General features: G+C 69.6%; 8 protein-coding genes. 2 read left to right on the plus strand and 6 right to left on the minus strand.

What is annotated here, in order from left to right; genetic code table 11:
• Positions 1 to 3: 3 nt before the first annotated feature.
• Both pks13 and W7S_RS01095 read left to right on the plus strand, forming a co-directional pair.
• Positions 4 to 5,316, plus strand: a complete 5,313-nt coding sequence (gene pks13 / locus W7S_RS01090; protein WP_009956781.1) for a polyketide synthase Pks13 — start codon at positions 4 to 6, stop codon at positions 5,314 to 5,316.
• An 8-nt stretch (positions 5,317 to 5,324) separates the two neighbouring features.
• The gene (locus W7S_RS01095) at positions 5,325 to 6,890 is read left to right on the plus strand and encodes an acyl-CoA carboxylase subunit beta (protein WP_014378854.1); all 1,566 of its coding nucleotides are present in this window, start codon (positions 5,325 to 5,327) and stop codon (positions 6,888 to 6,890) included.
• Here the strand turns inward: W7S_RS01095 and W7S_RS01100 are convergent.
• The 6 genes from W7S_RS01100 to W7S_RS01125 form a co-directional block, all read right to left on the minus strand.
• Positions 6,887 to 8,671, minus strand: a complete 1,785-nt coding sequence (locus W7S_RS01100; protein ID WP_014710809.1) for an acyl-CoA dehydrogenase family protein — start codon at positions 8,669 to 8,671, stop codon at positions 6,887 to 6,889. The two genes, W7S_RS01095 and W7S_RS01100, sit on opposite strands and share 4 nt — an antisense overlap.
• A gap of 10 nt (positions 8,672 to 8,681) precedes the next feature.
• A complete protein-coding gene (locus W7S_RS01105) occupies positions 8,682 to 9,341 on the minus strand; it encodes a Crp/Fnr family transcriptional regulator (RefSeq protein WP_009956775.1) in 660 nt (219 codons plus the stop codon).
• A gap of 7 nt (positions 9,342 to 9,348) precedes the next feature.
• Positions 9,349 to 9,807 (minus strand): FHA domain-containing protein, encoded by a 459-nt coding sequence (locus W7S_RS01110; RefSeq protein WP_008263040.1) that lies wholly within the window; start codon positions 9,805 to 9,807, stop codon positions 9,349 to 9,351.
• An 18-nt stretch (positions 9,808 to 9,825) separates the two neighbouring features.
• Positions 9,826 to 10,341, minus strand: coding sequence for a hypothetical protein (locus W7S_RS01115; RefSeq protein ID WP_014378858.1), 516 nt, complete (start codon positions 10,339 to 10,341; stop codon positions 9,826 to 9,828).
• Positions 10,342 to 10,525: 184 nt separating this feature from the next.
• Positions 10,526 to 13,735: an arabinosyltransferase EmbB gene (gene embB, locus W7S_RS01120; RefSeq protein ID WP_026071071.1), complete on the minus strand. Its 3,210-nt coding sequence runs from the start codon at positions 13,733 to 13,735 to the stop codon at positions 10,526 to 10,528.
• Positions 13,732 to 17,058 (minus strand): arabinosyltransferase domain-containing protein, encoded by a 3,327-nt coding sequence (locus tag W7S_RS01125; RefSeq protein ID WP_041297649.1) that lies wholly within the window; start codon positions 17,056 to 17,058, stop codon positions 13,732 to 13,734. Before W7S_RS01125 ends, embB begins: the two co-directional genes overlap by 4 nt.
• Positions 17,059 to 17,082: the final 24 nt, after the last annotated feature.

The raw sequence follows: 17,082 nt of genomic DNA on the forward strand, positions 1-17,082 counted from the left end.
ACCATGGCTGACACCGAGCACCCCGAAAGCACCGATCACCCGCCCGCCGCCAAGGGGACCGACATGACCGTCCCCGAGATGCGCCAGTGGCTGCGCAATTGGGTGGGCAAGGCGGTCGGCCGGTCACCGGACGACATCGACGAGTCGGTGCCGATGGTCGAGCTGGGCCTGTCGTCGCGCGACGCGGTGGCGATGGCCGCCGACATCGAGGACATGACCGGAGTCACGCTGTCGGTCGCGGTGGCCTTCCAGCATCCGACGATCGAGTCGCTGGCCACCCGCATCGTCGAGGGCGAGCCCGAAATAGACACCGCCGCCGACGACGCTATGGACTGGACCCGCACCGGCCCGGCCGAGCGCGTCGACATCGCGATCGTGGGGCTGTCCACCCGGCTACCCGGCGACATGAACAGCCCCGACGAAACCTGGCAAGCGCTCATGGAGGGCCGCGACGCCATCACCGACCTGCCCGAGGGCCGCTGGTCGGAGTTCCTCGACGAACCGCGCATCGCGGCGCGCGTCGGCGCCGCCCGCACCCGCGGCGGCTACCTGAAGGACATCAAGGGCTTCGACTCGGAGTTCTTCGCGGTCGCCAAGACCGAGGCCGACAACATCGACCCGCAGCAGCGGATGGCGCTGGAGCTGACCTGGGAGGCGCTCGAGCACGCTCGCATCCCGGCGTCGAGCCTGCGCGGCGAGGCCGTCGGCGTGTACGTCGGCTTCTCCAACAACGACTACCAATTCCTGGCGGTCTCCGACCCGACCGTCGCCCACCCGTACGCGATCACCGGCACCGCCAGCTCGATCATCGCCAACCGGGTGTCCTACTTCTACGACTTCCGCGGCCCGTCGGTCGCGCTGGACACCGCCTGCTCGAGCTCGCTGGTGGCGACGCACCAGGCGGTGCAGGCGCTGCGCAACGGCGAGTGCGACGTCGCGGTCGCCGGTGGCGTCAACGCGCTGCTGACGCCGTTGGTCACACTCGGTTTCGACGAGATCGGTCAGGTGCTTTCCCCCGACGGCCGGATCAAGTCGTTCTCGTCGGACGCCGACGGCTACACCCGCTCCGAGGGTGGCGGCATGTTCGTGCTCAAGCGGGTCGACGATGCCCGCCGCGACGGCGACCAGATCCTGGCCGTGATCGCCGGCAGCGCGGTCAACCACGACGGCCGCTCCAACGGCTTGATCGCCCCCAACCAGGACGCCCAGGCCGAGGTGTTGCGACGGGCCTACAAGGACGCCGGGATCGACCCGCGCACCGTGGACTACATCGAGGCGCACGGCACCGGCACCGTCCTGGGTGACCCGATCGAGGCCGAGGCGCTGGGCCGCATCGTCGGCCGCGGCCGCCCCGCCGACCGCCCTGCGCTGCTGGGTGCGGTGAAAACCAATGTGGGACACCTGGAGTCGGCCGCCGGCGCGGCGAGCCTGGCCAAGGTGGTGCTGGCGCTGCAGCACGACAAGCTGCCGCCGTCGATCAACTTCGCCGGCCCCAGCCCCTACATCGACTTCGACGGCATGCGCCTGAAAGTCGTTGACAGCGCGACTGATTGGCCGCGCTACGGCGGTTACGCGCTGGCCGGGGTGTCCAGCTTTGGCTTCGGCGGGGCCAACGCGCACCTGGTGGTGCGCGAGGTCTTGCCGCGCGACGTGGTGGAGCGCGAGCCCGAGCCCGCCCCCCAAGCAGAGGCCGCCGCAGCCGCCGAGGCCCCCACGCTCGAGGCCCACTCGCTGCGGTTCGATGACTTCGGCAACATCATCCCCGACGCCGAGGCGCCGGACGAAGAGGAAGACTACGAGCTGCCGGGCGTGACCGAAGAGGCGCTGCGCCTCAAGGCGATCGCGCTGGAAGAGCTTGCCGCGCAAGAGGAGGCGGAGCCGACCAGGCCGCTGATCCCGCTCGCGGTGTCGGGCTTTTTGACCTCGCGCAAGAAGGCCGCGGCCGCCGAGCTCGCGGACTGGATGGAAAGCCCGGAGGGGCAGGCGTCGTCGCTGGAATCGATCGGCCGGGCGCTGTCGCGGCGCAACCACGGCCGCTCGCGCGCGGTGGTGCTGGCCCACGATCACGAGGAGGCCGTCAAGGGCCTGCGGGCGGTCGCCGAGGGCAAGCAGCGGCCGAACGTGTTCAGCGTCGACGGCCCGGTGACCAGCGGCCCGGTCTGGGCGATGGCCGGTTTCGGTGCGCAGCACCGCAAGATGGGCAAAAACCTGTACCTGCGCAACGCGGTCTTCGCCGAGTGGATCGAGAAGGTCGACGCGCTGATTCAGGACGAGCGCGGCTACTCGGTGCTCGAGCTGATCCTCGACGACTCCCACGAGTACGGCATCGAAACCTCCAACGTCGTCATCTTCGCCATCCAGATCGCGCTGGGCGAGCTGCTCAAGCATCACGGCGCGAAACCCGCTGCGGTGGTGGGTCAGTCGCTGGGTGAGCCCGCGTCGGCGTACTTCGCCGGCGGGCTGTCGCTGCGCGACGCCGCCCGCGTGATCGCCTCGCGCTCGCACCTGATGGGTGAGGGCGAGGCCATGCTGTTCGGCGAGTACATCCGGTTCATGGCGCTCGTCGAGTACTCCGCCGACGAGCTCAAGACGGTGTTCGCCGACTTCCCCGGCCTGGAGGTGTGCGTCTACGCCGCGCCCAGCCAGACCGTGATCGGCGGTCCGCCCGAGCAGATCGACGCCATCGTCGCCCGCGCCGAGTCCGAGGGTCGCTTCGCTCGAAAGCTGCAGACCAAGGGCGCCGGCCACACCTCGCAGATGGATCCGCTGCTCGGTGAGTTCTCCGCGGAACTGCAGGGCATCAAGCCGATGAGCCCCACCGTCGGGATCTTCTCGACGGTGCACGAGGGCAGCTACATCAAGCCCGGCGGCGAGCCGATCCACGACGTCGCTTACTGGGTCAAGGGAATGCGGCATTCGGTCTACTTCACCCACGGCGTGCGCAACGCCGTCGACAGCGGCCACACCACGTTCCTGGAGCTGGCGCCCAACCCGGTGGCGCTGATGCAGATCGGTTTGACCACCGCGGCCGCGGGTTTGCATGACGCCCAACTGATTCCGACGCTGGCCAAAAAGCAGGACGACGTCGAGTCGATGATCTCGGCGATGGCCCAGCTCTACGTGCACGGCCACGAGCTGGACATCCGGACGCTGTTCACCCGCGCGCAAGGCCCCGAGGACTACGCGAACATCCCGCCGACGAGGTTCAAGCGCAAAGAGCACTGGCTGGACGTGCACTTCTCCGGCGACGGCTCGGTGATCATGCCCGGCACCCACGTCGCACTGCCGGACGGCCGGCACGTCTGGGAGTACGCGCCGCGCAACGGCGAGACCGACCTGGCCGCGTTGGTGAGATCGGCCGCGACACAGGTGCTTTCGGATGCCCAGTTGGTGGCGTCCGAGCAGCGTGCGGTGCCCGGCGCCGGCGCCCGGTTGGTGACGACCATGACCCGGCACCCGGGTGGCGCCTCGGTTCAGGTGCACGCCCGCATCGACGAGTCCTTCACCCTGGTCTACGACGCGCTGGTGTCGCGGGCCGGCCAGAGCGTGGCCGCGCTGCCGACCGCGGTGGGCGCCGGCGCGGCGATTGCGGCCCCGGTGACCGACGGGCCGGTGGCGGAAGCCCCCGCCGAGGAGACCGACGCCGAGACGCTGTCGGACAGCCTGACCAACCGCTACCTGCCGTCGAGCGTCGGCAGGTGGTCGCCGGACTCCGGCGAGACCATCGGCGAGCGGCTGGGCCTGATCGTCTCGGCGGCCATGGGCTACGAGCCCGAGGACCTGCCGTGGGAGGTGCCGCTGATCGAGCTCGGCCTGGACTCGCTGATGGCGGTGCGGATCAAGAACCGCGTCGAATACGACTTCGACCTGCCGCCCATCCAGTTGACCGCGGTGCGCGACGCCAACCTGTACAACATCGAGACGCTGATCCAGTACGCGGTAGAGCACCGCGACGAGGTCGAGCAGCTGCACGAGCACCAGAAGACGCTGACCGCCGACGAGATCGCGCAGGAACAGGCGCGGTTGCTCAGCGGCGCGACGGTCGACTCGGTGACCGCGCCGGCGCCCGACCCGCAGGCCGAGCCGCAGACCCAGCCGGCACCGCCGTCGTCGGACGCGCCGATTCCGCCGCCGCCGACGGATCCGTCGGGACCTTCGGGCAACGGCGCCACGGCGAACCTGGCGGGAGCGCTCAGCCAGGAAGCGGTGTCCAAGGCGCTCAATTCCGATGTGCCCCCGCGTGACGCCGCCGAGCGGGTCACCTTCGCCACCTGGGCGATCGTCACCGGCAAGTCGCCGGGCGGCATCTTCAACCCGCTGCCCAAGCTCGACGAGGACACCGCGGCCAAGATGGCGCAGCGCCTCTCGGAGCGTGCCGACGGCACGATCACCGCCGAGGACGTGCTGACGTCGGAGACCATTGAGGAGCTGGCCGAAAAGGTCCGCCAGTACCTGGAGGCCGGTCAGATCGACGGCTTCGTCCGCACCATCCGGGCCCCGGAGAACGACTCGCAGATACCGGTGTTCGTGTTCCACCCGGCCGGCGGGTCGACCGTGGTCTACGAGCCGCTGCTCAACCGGCTGCCGGCGGGCACCCCGATGTACGGACTCGAGCGCGTGGAGGGCACCATCCAGGAGCGGGCCGCCCAGTATGTGCCCAAGCTGCTGGAGATGAACGACGGCAAGCCGTTCATCCTGGCCGGCTGGTCGCTCGGCGGCGCCCTGGCGTACGCGTGCGCGATCGGGCTGAAGCGGGCCGGCGCCGACGTGCGGTTCGTCGGGATGATCGACACGGTGCGCCCCGGCGAGGAGATCCCCCAGACCAAGGAGGAGACCCGCAAGCGCTGGGACCGCTACGCCAGATTCGCGGAGCGCACCTTCAACGTCGAGATCCCCGCGATCCCCTACGAGCAGCTCGAAGAGCTCGACGACGAGGGGCAGGTCAAGTTCGTCCTCGACATCGTCCAGCAGAGCGGCGTGCAGATCCCGGGCGGCATCGTCGAGCACCAGCGGACCTCGTACCTGGACAACCGGGCGCTCGAGACCGTCGTGATCGAGCCCTACGACGGCCACGTGACCCTCTACATGGCCGATCGCTACCACGACGACGTCATCGAGTTCGAGCCGCGCTATGCGATCCGCCAGCCCGACGGCGGCTGGGGTGAGTACGTGGCGGACCTGGAGGTGGTCCCCATCGGCGGCGAGCACATCCAGGCCATCGACGAGCCGATCATCGGCAAGGTAGGCGCACACCTGACCGAGGTGCTGAATAAGGTGGACGCGGAAAGCACCCAGACAAGTGAGGTAGGCAAGTAGTGACGGAGATGGCGCCGGCCCCCATCCAGCACACCACCGCCGAGAAGCTGGCCGAGCTCCATCGCCGCCTGGAACTGGCCCAGGAGCCCGGCGGTGAGAAGGCCGTCGCCAAGCGCGACAAGAAGGGCATCCCCAGCGCCCGCGCCCGCGTGCACGCGCTGGTCGACCCGGGCACCTTCCTGGAGACCGGGGCGCTGGCCAAGACGCCGAACGACCCGAACGCGCTCTACGGCGACGGGTGCGTCACCGGGCACGCCATGATCGACGGCCGCCCGGTCGGGGTGTTCTCCCACGACCAGACGGTCTTCCAGGGCACCGTCGGCGAGATGTTCGGCCGCAAGGTCGCCCGGTTGATGGAGTGGTGCGCGATGATCGGGTGCCCGATCATCGGCATCCAGGACTCCGGTGGCGCCCGGATCCAGGACGCGGTCACCTCGCTGGCGTGGTACGCCGAGCTGGGCCGCCGGCACGAGGCGCTGTCCGGCCTGGTGCCCCAGATCTCCCTGATCTTCGGCAAATGCGCTGGGGGAGCGGTGTATTCGCCGATCCAGGACGACCTGCTGGTCTCGGTGCGCGACCAGGGCTACTTCTTCGTCACCGGCCCCGACGTGATCCGCGAGGTCACCGGCGAGGAGGTCACCCTCGACGAGCTGGGTGGCTCCGACGCGCAGGCCCGCTACGGCAACATCCACCAGGTGGTGAACTCCGAGGCCGAGGCGTTTCAGTACGTGCGCGACTTCCTGTCGTTCCTGCCGTCGAGCACCTTCGGCAAGCCGCCGGTGGTCAACCCCGGCCTGGAGCCGGAGATCACCCCGACCGACCTCGAGCTCGACTCGATCGTGCCCGACTCGGACAACATGGCCTACGACATGCACGAGATCCTGCTGCGGATCTTCGACGACGGCGACTTCCTCGACGTCGCCGCGCAGCACGGGCCGGCCATCATCACCGGCTACGCCCGGGTCGACGGCCACCCCGTGGGCGTGATCGCCAACCAGCCCATGTACATGTCCGGGTCGATCGACAACGAGGCCTCCGACAAGGCGGCGCGGTTCATCCGGTTCTGCGACGCGTTCAACATCCCGCTGGTTTTCGTGGTGGACACCCCCGGGTTCCTCCCGGGCGCCGAGGAGGAGAAGCGGGGAATCATCAAGCGCGGCGGGCGATTCCTCTACTCCGTGGTCGAGGCCGACGTGCCCAAGGTGACGATCACCGTGCGCAAGTCCTACGGCGGCGCCTACGCGGTGATGGGCTCGCGGCAGCTGACCGCCGACTTCAACTTCGCCTGGCCCACCGCGCGGATCGCGGTGATCGGCGCCGAAGGGGCCGCGCAGCTGCTGATGAAGCGGTTCCCCGACCCGACCACCCCCGAGGCGCAGCAGATCAAGAAGGACTTCATCGAGGGCTACAACCTCAACATGGCGATCCCGTGGACCGCCGCCGAACGCGGCTTCATCGACGCGGTCATCGACCCGCACCAGACCAGGCTGCTGCTGCGCAAGTCGATGAAGCTGTTGCGGGACAAGCAGTTGTGGTTCCGCACGGCCCGCAAGCACGGGCTCATCCCGATCTAGTCCGCACCGCCGTCGGTGAAGGCGCCCTCGAGCAACTCGTCGAAGCGCTCCAGCGCCTCGTCGGAGTCGGCATCGATACCGCGCAGCGCCCCGCGATCGGCCAGATAGCGCTGCGCGTAGAGCCGCGCCACCAGCGCCTTGCGCCCGCCGCCGCGGGTGGCGCGCTCCCAGGCGGCCTGCTCGATGAGCAACGCGCCGCCGTAGACGTCGCCCATGAATTGCGCCAGTCCGAACAGCCGCGCCTCGGCCAGCTCCCGGTCAAGTTTGGACCACGCGGTGATCGCCGCGTCGAGATCCTCGATCCGGCCGGCGACCAGCCTAGTGGCTTCGTCGTCGTCGGCGACCGACACGGCGTCGCGCAGCCGGGCCAGCAGCGTCTCGTGCGCGCGGGTCTGCTCGATCCCGCGGCGCACGTCCAGGCACAGGATGTTGTCCGGGCCCTCCCAAATGGTGTTGACCTGCGCGTCACGCAAAAGCCTTGCCACCGGCCAGGTCTCGATGTAGCCGTTGCCGCCGTGGATCTCGATCGCGTCCGACGCCGCGGTGATCCCCAGCCGGCACACCTTCAGCTTGGTGACCGGCACCGCGATGCGCTGTCGCAGGCTGCGCGGCTGGCGATGGTTGGTGGCGCCGGTGCCGTCGAACACCAGCGCCTGGGCGGCCTCGACATCGACGATCATCTCGGCGAGCTTGCGCCGCATCAACGGCTTGTCGATCAGCGCCCCGCCGAAGGCGCGCCGCTGCCGCGCGTAGCACAGCGACTCCACCAGGGCGCGCCGCGCATTGCCGAGCCCGAACAACGCGATGCCCAGCCGCGCGGCGTTGGTCAGCTCCATCATGCGGCCCAGCCCCTTGCCGTCGGCGGGGCCGGACTCGGCGGTGGGTTCGCCCGACAGCAGGAACGCCTCGGCGTCGACGAACTCGACCTCGCCCGAGGCCACCGAACGGGTGCCGAGCTTGTCCTTCAGGCGCCGGACCCGCACCCCGTTGCGGGAGCCGTCGCGGCGGGTGCGCAGCACCAGGAAATTGGCGACGCCCCGCGAAGAGTCCGGTGCGCCTTCGGGTTTGGCCAGGACGACGAACGCCTCCCCGGCGCAGTTGGACGCAAACCACTTGAACCCGTTCAGCAGCCACGAGTCGCCGTGACGGGTGGCGGTCGTCTCGAGGGCGCCCAGGTCGGAGCCGCCGGTGCGCTCGGTGAGCAGCTGGGCCGTCTCCCCGGCCCACTCGCCGGAGGCGAATTTGGCCAGCACGTGTTCGGCCACGTCGGCCGGCGCGTAGGCCGCCACCAGCGACTGCACCATGCCGCCGCCGGTGCCCAGCGCGCAGCCCATGCCGATATCGGCTTGATTGAGCAGATAATTCGACGCGAACAGCGTCAGCGACGAGCTCATCTTCGCCTCGTGCGCCTCGGTCCGCAGCGCCCGCTGGGCATCCAGGACGGCCCGCTTGGACTGGGTGAACGACGTCGGCATGACCACCTCGCTGACGTCGTGGCCCCACCGGTCGTAGCGCTGAAGCCGCGGCGGGTTGCGGTCGGTCTCCTCGGCCCACCGCGCCACCGGGCCCCCCATCAGCTCGCCGATGCGCGTCAGATGGCGCTCGGCCAGCCTCAGCTCGTCGGGCTGCAGGTAGTAGGCCATGGTGAACTGCAGCGTGGGATCGGTGCTGTACCAATTGAGACCGACGGCCCCGCCGTAGTTCTCCGTCGCGTAGCGCTGCGATTTTTCCTCGGTGGAGAACGGCAGCCTGTCCACCGCCTCCACGGCGTAGTCGCTCATGGGACAGACGCTACGCGCCGAGCCGATCGTCGTGGGGTAGGGCGTAGCGGGTGCCGTCGGCGCCCCCGACGTCCCCGGCGCGTCTTGCCAGCGCGTCGGGGTTGATGATCACAACGGTCTTGCCTCTCAACGAGATCCAGCCGCGTGTCGTGAAGCTGCCCAATGCCTTGTTCACCGACACCCGGTCGGCGCCCACCAGCTGGGCCAGCTCGTCCTGGCTGAGTTCATGCGCGACCCGCAGCGCGCCGCCCTCGCGGGTGCCGAACCGCCTGCCCAGCGCCAACAGCTGGCGGGCGACGCGGGCGTTCACATCGCTGGAAACCATTTCGACGAGTTGTCGTTCGGCGGCCCGCACTCGCCGGGTCAGCGCCCGCAGCAGCTGTTCGGCGAGCGCCGGATCCCGCGCCATCGACGCGCGCAGGGAGGCGCGGTCCAGCCACAGGGCTCGCACCTCGGTGAGTGCGGTGGCGGTGCACGCGCGAGGGGCGGGGTCGAACACCGCCAGCTCGCCGAAGATGTCCGCGGGTCCCAGGATGGCCCGCACGCCGGTGCGGCCCGCGGGGTCGCGGAGGCTGATCGTCACCGTGCCTTCGGCGATCAGATAGAGCCGGTCACCCGGGTCGCCCTGGGCGAAGATCGTTTGGCCGGGCCGGAATTCGCAGGTGTACATCGTCGCATCACGGCGTCTGGGCGGCGAGGAACACCAGCCGGAAATTGCCGATCTGCAGCACGTCGCCGTTGGCCAGCGCCGCGGAGTCGACGGCTTCGCGGTTGCGATAGGTGCCGTTGAGGCTGCCGAGGTCGACGACGCGGAATTCGCCGTTCTCGCTGCGGAATTCGGCATGCCGTCGGCTGACCGTGATGTCGTCGAGATAGATGTCGCTGGCCGGGTGGCGTCCGGCGGTCATGACGGGCTGGTTCAGGACGAAGTGCGATCCGACGTTGGGTCCCCGTTTGACCACGAGCATGGCCGAGCCGCGCTCCAGCGCCGCCGCCTCGGCCGCCGCCGACGACGTGTCGATCTCCTCGGGGACACCGTCCGCAGGCAACGCGGAGCCCCGGACCGCGGACAGGTCGCCGGTGGCGTCATCGGCCGCGATTCGCTGCTGTCGTGTGTCCCGTTGGGATGCGGACACTTTCGCCTCTCATCTGCCCTACGCCCTCACCGGCACGACGAACTCGGAGGTGTAGAACTCCGCCGGGCTCTGCGCGTGGGCGTTCGGTTGCTCGATGATCACCCACACGCCGGTCGTGCCGGGCCGGATGCTGTCCTGGACGGTCGTGTTCCCGCTGCCCGCCCCGTCGGTGTCCAGGCCGGCGAAGGCGGTCCCGGGGTCGCCGGGCCCGCACGGCGCGGAGGAGGGGCGGGGCACCTGGATCAGTCCCACGTCGAAATGGGTGCCGGGCTCCGGCGGGTTCACCAAATGGACGTCCGCGACCACCCTCGACCCTGCCGTGCGCACGACGGCGTACCCCGTCCCCAGCGAGGGGTGCGGCATCTGCACCGCAAAACTCACCAGGCTGAAATCGCAACGCCGAAGTTTGGCGTCGAAAACGACGGTGGTGCCGGCGCCCTCGGCCCCCGCCGTGCCGATGGCGAATGTCGTGGCCGGCAAAACCAGCACCGTGAGCGCGGCCGCGGGGGTTTTCAGGCGTGACTGCGTGCGCATCGGGACTACCCCTTCCCGTCGTGTGAACTGGATCACATCGGAATGAGTATTGTCCCGCGATTGGCCGATTCAAACCCTCGCCCAGCAATTACTCAGGCGTTAATTCGGTGCGTTATTCCGCGGAGGAATTGTGGCCGCGGCACGCCATTTAGACACGCCGATAATTCACGCTTTTCCGCCGCGGTTACGGCTTGATGCGGATCGGGCCCGGCGACCACCACCCGGTGCGGGTGGCGGTTCCGAGATCGAGCTGCGCGGGATGCGCGTCGGCGATGGTGTCGAATTTGCGCAGCGACCCCCAGTCGCGGCCCCAGTCGTGGGACAGGTACGTCGACATCACGTGGGCCCGCAGCAGCAGGTCGGTGATGCCCAGCAGCCCCCCGTTGGTTCCGTCTTCCCAGGTGTCGGTGTCCATCTTCTTGGCCGTGTAGTCCGGGGTGATGCGGAATTTGGGGATCTCGGTGACGCCGTTGACGTGCAGCATCGGCTGCTGGCAGGGGAAGGCCAACCCGACCGCCCAGTCCATCAGCACCGGCTGCGTCGAGCCCACGTACTCCTGCAGCGAACGCATCTCCGGCACCCGCGGCGGGGTCACCGCGATCCAGTCCTCAGGCGTCAGGGACAGGTCCTCGGCCACCACCCGCACGGCGACCGCGTCCGCCGGCATGTCGGAGCGGGCGAAACGCAGGTTGCGCCAGGCCTTTGGCTGCTCGCCGTTCAGGTCGTAGGGCACCAGCCGCCCGGCGGGCACGATGCCGGCCCCGGTGTCACCCGCGGGCCCGGGCCGCCCGTACTCGAGCACCACCTTCTGGCCGTCGGTGTGGTGGTGCAGCACGCTGTTGCCGTCGATCTTGCCGGCGGCGGACACCACCACGAGCGGATGGCCGGCATCGGGTTTGGGCAACCGGTACCACGCCGAGGTGAGCCTGCTCTGCTGCTGCGCCGCGGTGGTGTAGCTGCCGGCCAGCGGAACCCGATCGGGATCCAGGCCGTAGGGCAGCGGCACCGTCGAGCCGTTGATGCCCGGCGCGCTCAGCTTGGTCGGCGCGTCCCAGTCGTAGTCGGTTCCGGGTTGATTCGGGGTGATCCGAATGGCTTCGGCGACAATGTGTTCGGGCACACCGTTGGGACTGAATCCCACCGGGTGCTCCCCGCCCAGCGGCCCCAGCGGCCCGTAGTTGCCCGGTAGCGGCGCCATGTAGCCGACGTTGCTGTCCGGCTCGACGAGCACGTCGTCGGCCAGGCCGCAGCCCCCGCTGAACTCGCGCAGGTTGTCCCAGGCGTTGGAGTAGGTGGGGTACTGGCGCACGATGCCGGCCACCATCGACGCGATGAACACCAGCGCCATGAATCCCGCCGCGATGGGCACCGGTGCGGCCGTCAGCGCCCGCGCGACCCGGCCTTCGCCGCGGTCGCGGGACGCGAAGTGCAACCAGATCGCGTACAGCACGGCCAGCACGAACAGCGCGAAAAAGATTGTGCTGACCGAGATTCCGCCGATCTTCGGCATGGTGCTGTTGAACGGGACGCCGTAGCTGGAGACGTACCACCAGCCGTTGGTGGTGGCGAAGCACAGCGCCATCAGGAACAGCACCGCCGCCAGGAACGCCATCCTGTTCCGCGACCACCGCAGCACCGCGGGCGACACCAGCACCGTGGTCAGCGCGGCCATCGCCGCCCCCACCGCGGCGAACAGGCCGAAGTGGTGCACCCACTTGGTGGGCGTGAACATCAGGAAGAACATGGTGCCGAAGATGACGCCCATCAGCCGCCACGCCGGGCCGCGGGCCACACCCGGAACCCGCTTGCGCCGCAACATGATGAACACGGCGGTGAACAGGCACAGCGCGGTGATCAGGAAGCCGAAGCGGCGCGACAGCGAACCGTCGACGGTGGGCAGGATCAGGTAGTAGTAGCGCAGGTTCTCGGTGTACCACGCCTGGCTCGGCCCGATCGCGGTCCGAATCCTGGTGGCTTCCAACACCGCCCGCAGCGTCTGGTCGGCGAACACCACGGTCAGGATGACCGTGCCGGCGGCCAGCATGGGCGCCACCAGCGGCCACGTGCCCACCAGGCGATGACGGCGGACCAGGATGCGCAGGATCGGACGGCCACCGGCGACCAAGGCGGCCACGGCGATCAGGCCGGTGGGCTGCACACCGAGCGTGAACGCGGCGGTGATGACCGCCAGCGCCGCGGGAGTCAGCCGGCTGTACCGCATGGAACGTTCGATCAGCACGTAGGTGACCAGCGAACCGAGCGCGATGATCGGCTCGGGGCGCAGACCGTTGTCGAACGGCATCCACGCCGTCAGCAACACCATGCCCGCCGCCCAGTTCGCCGGCTTGCTGGCGGCCACCGCAGGCCCCAGCCGGGGCAGCACCTCGCGAGACAGCAACAGCCAGCACACGATTCCGGCGAACAGGTCCGGCAGTCGCATCCACAGGCTGGCGTCGCTGACGTGGGTCATCAGCGCCAGCAGGTTGTAGTACCAGCCGAAGGGGTCCTCGGGGCTGCCGAACCAGCGGAAGTAGTTCGACATGTAGCCGGCGCGATCGGCCACCCGCGCCATGCCGAGGATGTAGCCGTCGTCGGACGAGTTCGCCCCGATCACGTGCCAGAGCACGAACCCGAAGATCACCGCGACGTCGGCGAGGGTGAACGTGCGCCAATTCGCCGGAATGAGCCGGCGCATCCGCCGCCCGTCCAGCTGGTCGAGTCGCCACAACGCGACCAGCGCAACGATGGTCGCCACGATCGCCAACACCATCGCGACCAGTTTCAAAGTGGTTGGGGTGGTGGAGAACCGGGTGTCGATGGTCGCCGACAGCGTCAAGCCGGCCGGGGCCGGACCGGTCAGGTCGGTGAACACACCGACGATCTGCGGTCGCAGGTTCGGGTCGGGGAATCCGCCACCGATCGGTTTGCCCGCCGAATCATTGAGCCCGACAAAGGTGGCGAACGTGCCGGCCTTCGTCGAGGTGATCTCGATGCGCTGGCACTGTGGCGACATCGCCTGGTCCCGGGACACGCTGGCGATCACCACATTGCGGTCGGTGACGTCGACGCGCTTGCCGTTGACGACGACGAACAGCGCGTTGAGCGCGGCGTCCTTGCCCTTCTTGGGCCCGGTGCCGACCACCACCCCGCCCTCCGGTGGCAGGTCGCGCACCAGCGAGCAGGGAACGGTGGCGGTCATGTCGACCGGGGTCAGCGAAATCAACGGTGCCGTAACGCTGTTCAGCTGTCCGTTCTGGGGCCAGTTCAGCGTCGCGGTCGTCTGCACGACGGGCAGCAGCGGGGTGGCGACGGACAGCACGAACCCGATCAGGCCGGCGATGGTCGCCACCCAACGCGTCGTTCGCACGTCGTCGCGCATCCTCGGCGCGCTCATGGCAACGCCCGAATCGGTCCCTGCCGGCTCCAGCCGTGCACTGTCATCACACCCTGTTCAATCGCGGCGTCCGGCGCCAAATCAGCCGGCACCAACCGGAAGTACTGCTCCACGGATCCCCAGTCGCGATACCAATCGCCGCGCAGATACGTCGAGATCGTCGACGTGCGCAGCAGCGCCTGGGCGAACAGGAAGGGCCCGCCGGCCTCGCTGGACTGCCACAGGTTCGACGACGCCGCCGTCTGCTTGCGGTCGGGAAGGATGCGGTACCCCGGAAGTTCGGCAACGCCAAGGTGTTCGGAGAACGGCCGCTGGCACGGGAAGTTGGCGGCGGTCGCGATGTCCATCAGCACCGGCGTCTGCGACCCGACCAGTTGCTGCAGGGTTTCCAGCACCGGCACCCGCGGCGGCGTGAACGCGAACCACTGCTCGGAGCTCAGGTTCGGGTCGTAGGCGACGATGCGCGCCACGTTCGCCTCCGGCGGCGCCCACGCCAGCGGGAAACGCAGGTTGCGCCACGCCGGCTGCGGGCCGATGTCGATCGGCTGCACCTCGGCCAGCGGCTGGGTGGTGCCGTCCGGGCGGGTGACGCCCCATTGCAGCTTCAGCGATTGCCCGTAGGTGAAGGTGCCGTCCTCCTTGTAGGACCAGATCGCGCCGGCGGCGGAGACGACCACCAGGGGCCGGTCGGGGGTGCGCGCGGGCAGCTGGTACCAGGCCGAGGTGGCGGTGGCGGCCAGCGTGTTCTCGCCGTAGCTGCCCATCACCGGGGCGCGGGCCGGGTCCAGCCCGAACGGCAGCGCCGCGTGGGAGCCGTTGACCCCGACCGGGCCCTTGCCGCCGGCGGTGCCCGCCGAGTCGCTGTAGGCGACGTTCGGCTTGTTCGGGGAGGCGTCGGAGTTGACCAGTCCCGGCTTGGTCACCACCGGGTCGGATTGCAGGTCCTCGCCCACGCCTTCGGGTTTGAAGCCCACCGGATTGACGCCCCCGAGCGGCCCGTCGGGCCCGAAGGTCTGGCCCGGTGCCGGGGCCAGCATGCCCGCGTTGGGGTCGGGCTCGGCCAGCACGTCGTCGGCCATGGCGCAGCTGGTGGCGGACAGGCCCGAAGTGATCGCGGTGAGGTTGGCCTTGCCGGTGGTGTAGAGCGGGTAGCGGAACACCGCGCCCTTGGTCAGCGAGGCGACCTCGCCGACGACCATGATGGTCGCGACCACCAGCAGCGGGGTCGACGCCAGGACGCGGTTGCGCCGGTTGTCCTTGACCTCGGTGTGGCCGGCGTAGTCCATCCGGAAGTGCTGCCAGGCGGCCAGCAGTCCGGTGATGATCGACAACGTCAGGAACATCGACGTCACCGGGTGGCTGGCGACGACAGGTTGGATGTCGTACCACGGCACCCCGTAGTTGCCGACGTAGAACCAGCCGTTGATCCCGGAGGTGGCCCACGCCAGCACGAACAGCAGCGCGGTGACGTACAGGGTCAGGTTGCGGCGGTTGTGCAGGCCGATCCGCGAGCAGGCGAACGCGGTGACCGCGCCCAGCGCCCCGGCCAGCCCCGCGAAGGCACCGAACTGGATCGCCCACTTCGTCGGGGTGAACGTGACGAGCAGCAGGCCGATCGCGGTGGTGCCGATCAGCCGCCAGGCCGGGCCGCTGGCCACGCCGGGAACGTGGCCGCGGCGCAGCAGGATGACGAGCATCCCGAACAGGCACAGCAGCAGGATCAGCACCGCGAACCGCCGCGCCATCGATCCGTCGGGATTGGACTCGACCGTGAGGAAGTAGTAGCGCAGCCAGTCCTGGTACCAGGCGATCGTCGGCCCGACCTTGTATTTGATGCGGGCGGACTCCAGCACCGTGGCCAGCGTCTGGCTGCGGAACACCACCACGAGGATCACCGAGAGCGACGCGCCCAGCACCGCCAGCGGCGCCAGCAGCCCGTCGGTTGCCCGGCGACGCCGGATCGTCTGCGCGACGGCCCGCGCCCCGGTCAGCAGCGCGGCCACGGCGATCAGACCCTGCGGCGCCAGCATCGCGCTCAGCAGCGCCACGATGATGGCCACCGCGGCCGGGGCGAGCCGTCGCAGGGCGATCGCGCGTTCGACCAGCATCCAGGTGACCAGGACGCCGAGGGCGATCAGCGGTTCGGGCCGCAGCCCGTTGTTGAACGGCAGCCAGGCCGCGACGAACACCGCGCCCGCGGTGAAGACCGCGACGCGGTTGGCCGCCAGTCCACCCCTGCCGGGGCCCAGCCGGCGCAGCATCCAATGGCCGATGATCAGCCAGCAGCCGATCCCGGCCAGCGTGGCGGGCAGCCGCATCCAGACGCCCGCCGTGCTCACCGAGGCGAGCTTGGACAGCACCCCGAGATACCAGTCGAAGGGGGCGTCGGTGGTGCCGAAGTAGCGGTAGTAGTTGGCGACGTAACCGGCGCGCGGAGCGACGCGGGCGATGGTCAGGTTGTAGCCGTCGTCCGATGTGGTGGCGCCAATGATGTGCCACAGCAACAGGGTTGCGATCACCCCGGCGTCGGCGATCCACGTCGCCAGCCCGACGCGCCGCCAGTTCGCCAGGTGCGTGCCGGGCCGGTACCGGGACAGCCAGGCGATGGGGGAGCGCCAGTTGAGCAGCGTGCCGCCGCCCCGGCTGCGGCGGTCCAGCACCGCGAGCGCCACGATGGCCGTCAGCACGGACAGGACGCCCAGCGCCATCACGATCTTCTTGACCGCGGTGGGCGCGGTGATGAATCGGGTGTCGATGTCGACCCGGGCCGAAAGCCCCGGCCCCGCGGGCACCTTCAGGTCGGTGAAGATCCCGCCGACCTGAGGCTTCTTCTCGGCCGGCAGGACCCCGGTGGCGCCGGGTATGCCGACGAACTCGGCGCCGGCCGCCCCGACGCCGGCCCAGGCGTGCAGCACGCTGCAGCCCCCGGCGGCGATGGCCGAGCGCTGCGCCACCGCCGCGACGGTGTCGCGGAACGCCACGACGACGACGTCCTTGTTCGCGCGCACGAACAGCCCGTTCTTCCCGGCGTCCATCCCGCCGGGCGGCAGCGTCGAGACCACCAAACCCCCGCTGGCGGGCAGGGTCGCGATGTCCGGGCAGGGAATGGAGATGTCCAGCGCGCGGGGCGCCCCCGACACCAGGGGCGCGGTGATCTGGCTGACGTGCCCGTCCACCGTGCCCTGCGGCCACAGCACCGTCGCGGTGGTCTGTTTCGCCGGAAGCACCGGGACGAGGAGGCACAACAACAGCCCCGCGATTCCCGCGACCGCGGCCACCGATCGTGGGATGCGCTGCGATCGCTCATTACGGTCGTGGGGCACGAGGCTCGATCGTAAGCGACGCGG

The organism is Mycobacterium sp. MOTT36Y (assembly GCF_000262165.1).
Classification (GTDB): Bacteria; Actinomycetota; Actinomycetes; order Mycobacteriales; family Mycobacteriaceae; genus Mycobacterium; species Mycobacterium intracellulare.

What these genes read in the sequence shown, in the direction of transcription:
- pks13 (WP_009956781.1), top strand. Translation starts at nt 4, where the DNA reads ATGGCTGACACCGAGCACCCCGAAAGCACCGATCACCCGCCCGCCGCC.
- W7S_RS01095 (WP_014378854.1), top strand. Translation starts at nt 5,325, where the DNA reads ATGGCGCCGGCCCCCATCCAGCACACCACCGCCGAGAAGCTGGCCGAG.
- W7S_RS01100 (WP_014710809.1), bottom strand. Translation starts at nt 8,671, where the DNA reads ATGAGCGACTACGCCGTGGAGGCGGTGGACAGGCTGCCGTTCTCCACC.
- W7S_RS01105 (WP_009956775.1), bottom strand. Translation starts at nt 9,341, where the DNA reads ATGTACACCTGCGAATTCCGGCCCGGCCAAACGATCTTCGCCCAGGGC.
- W7S_RS01115 (WP_014378858.1), bottom strand. Translation starts at nt 10,341, where the DNA reads ATGCGCACGCAGTCACGCCTGAAAACCCCCGCGGCCGCGCTCACGGTG.
- embB (WP_026071071.1), bottom strand. Translation starts at nt 13,735, where the DNA reads ATGAGCGCGCCGAGGATGCGCGACGACGTGCGAACGACGCGTTGGGTG.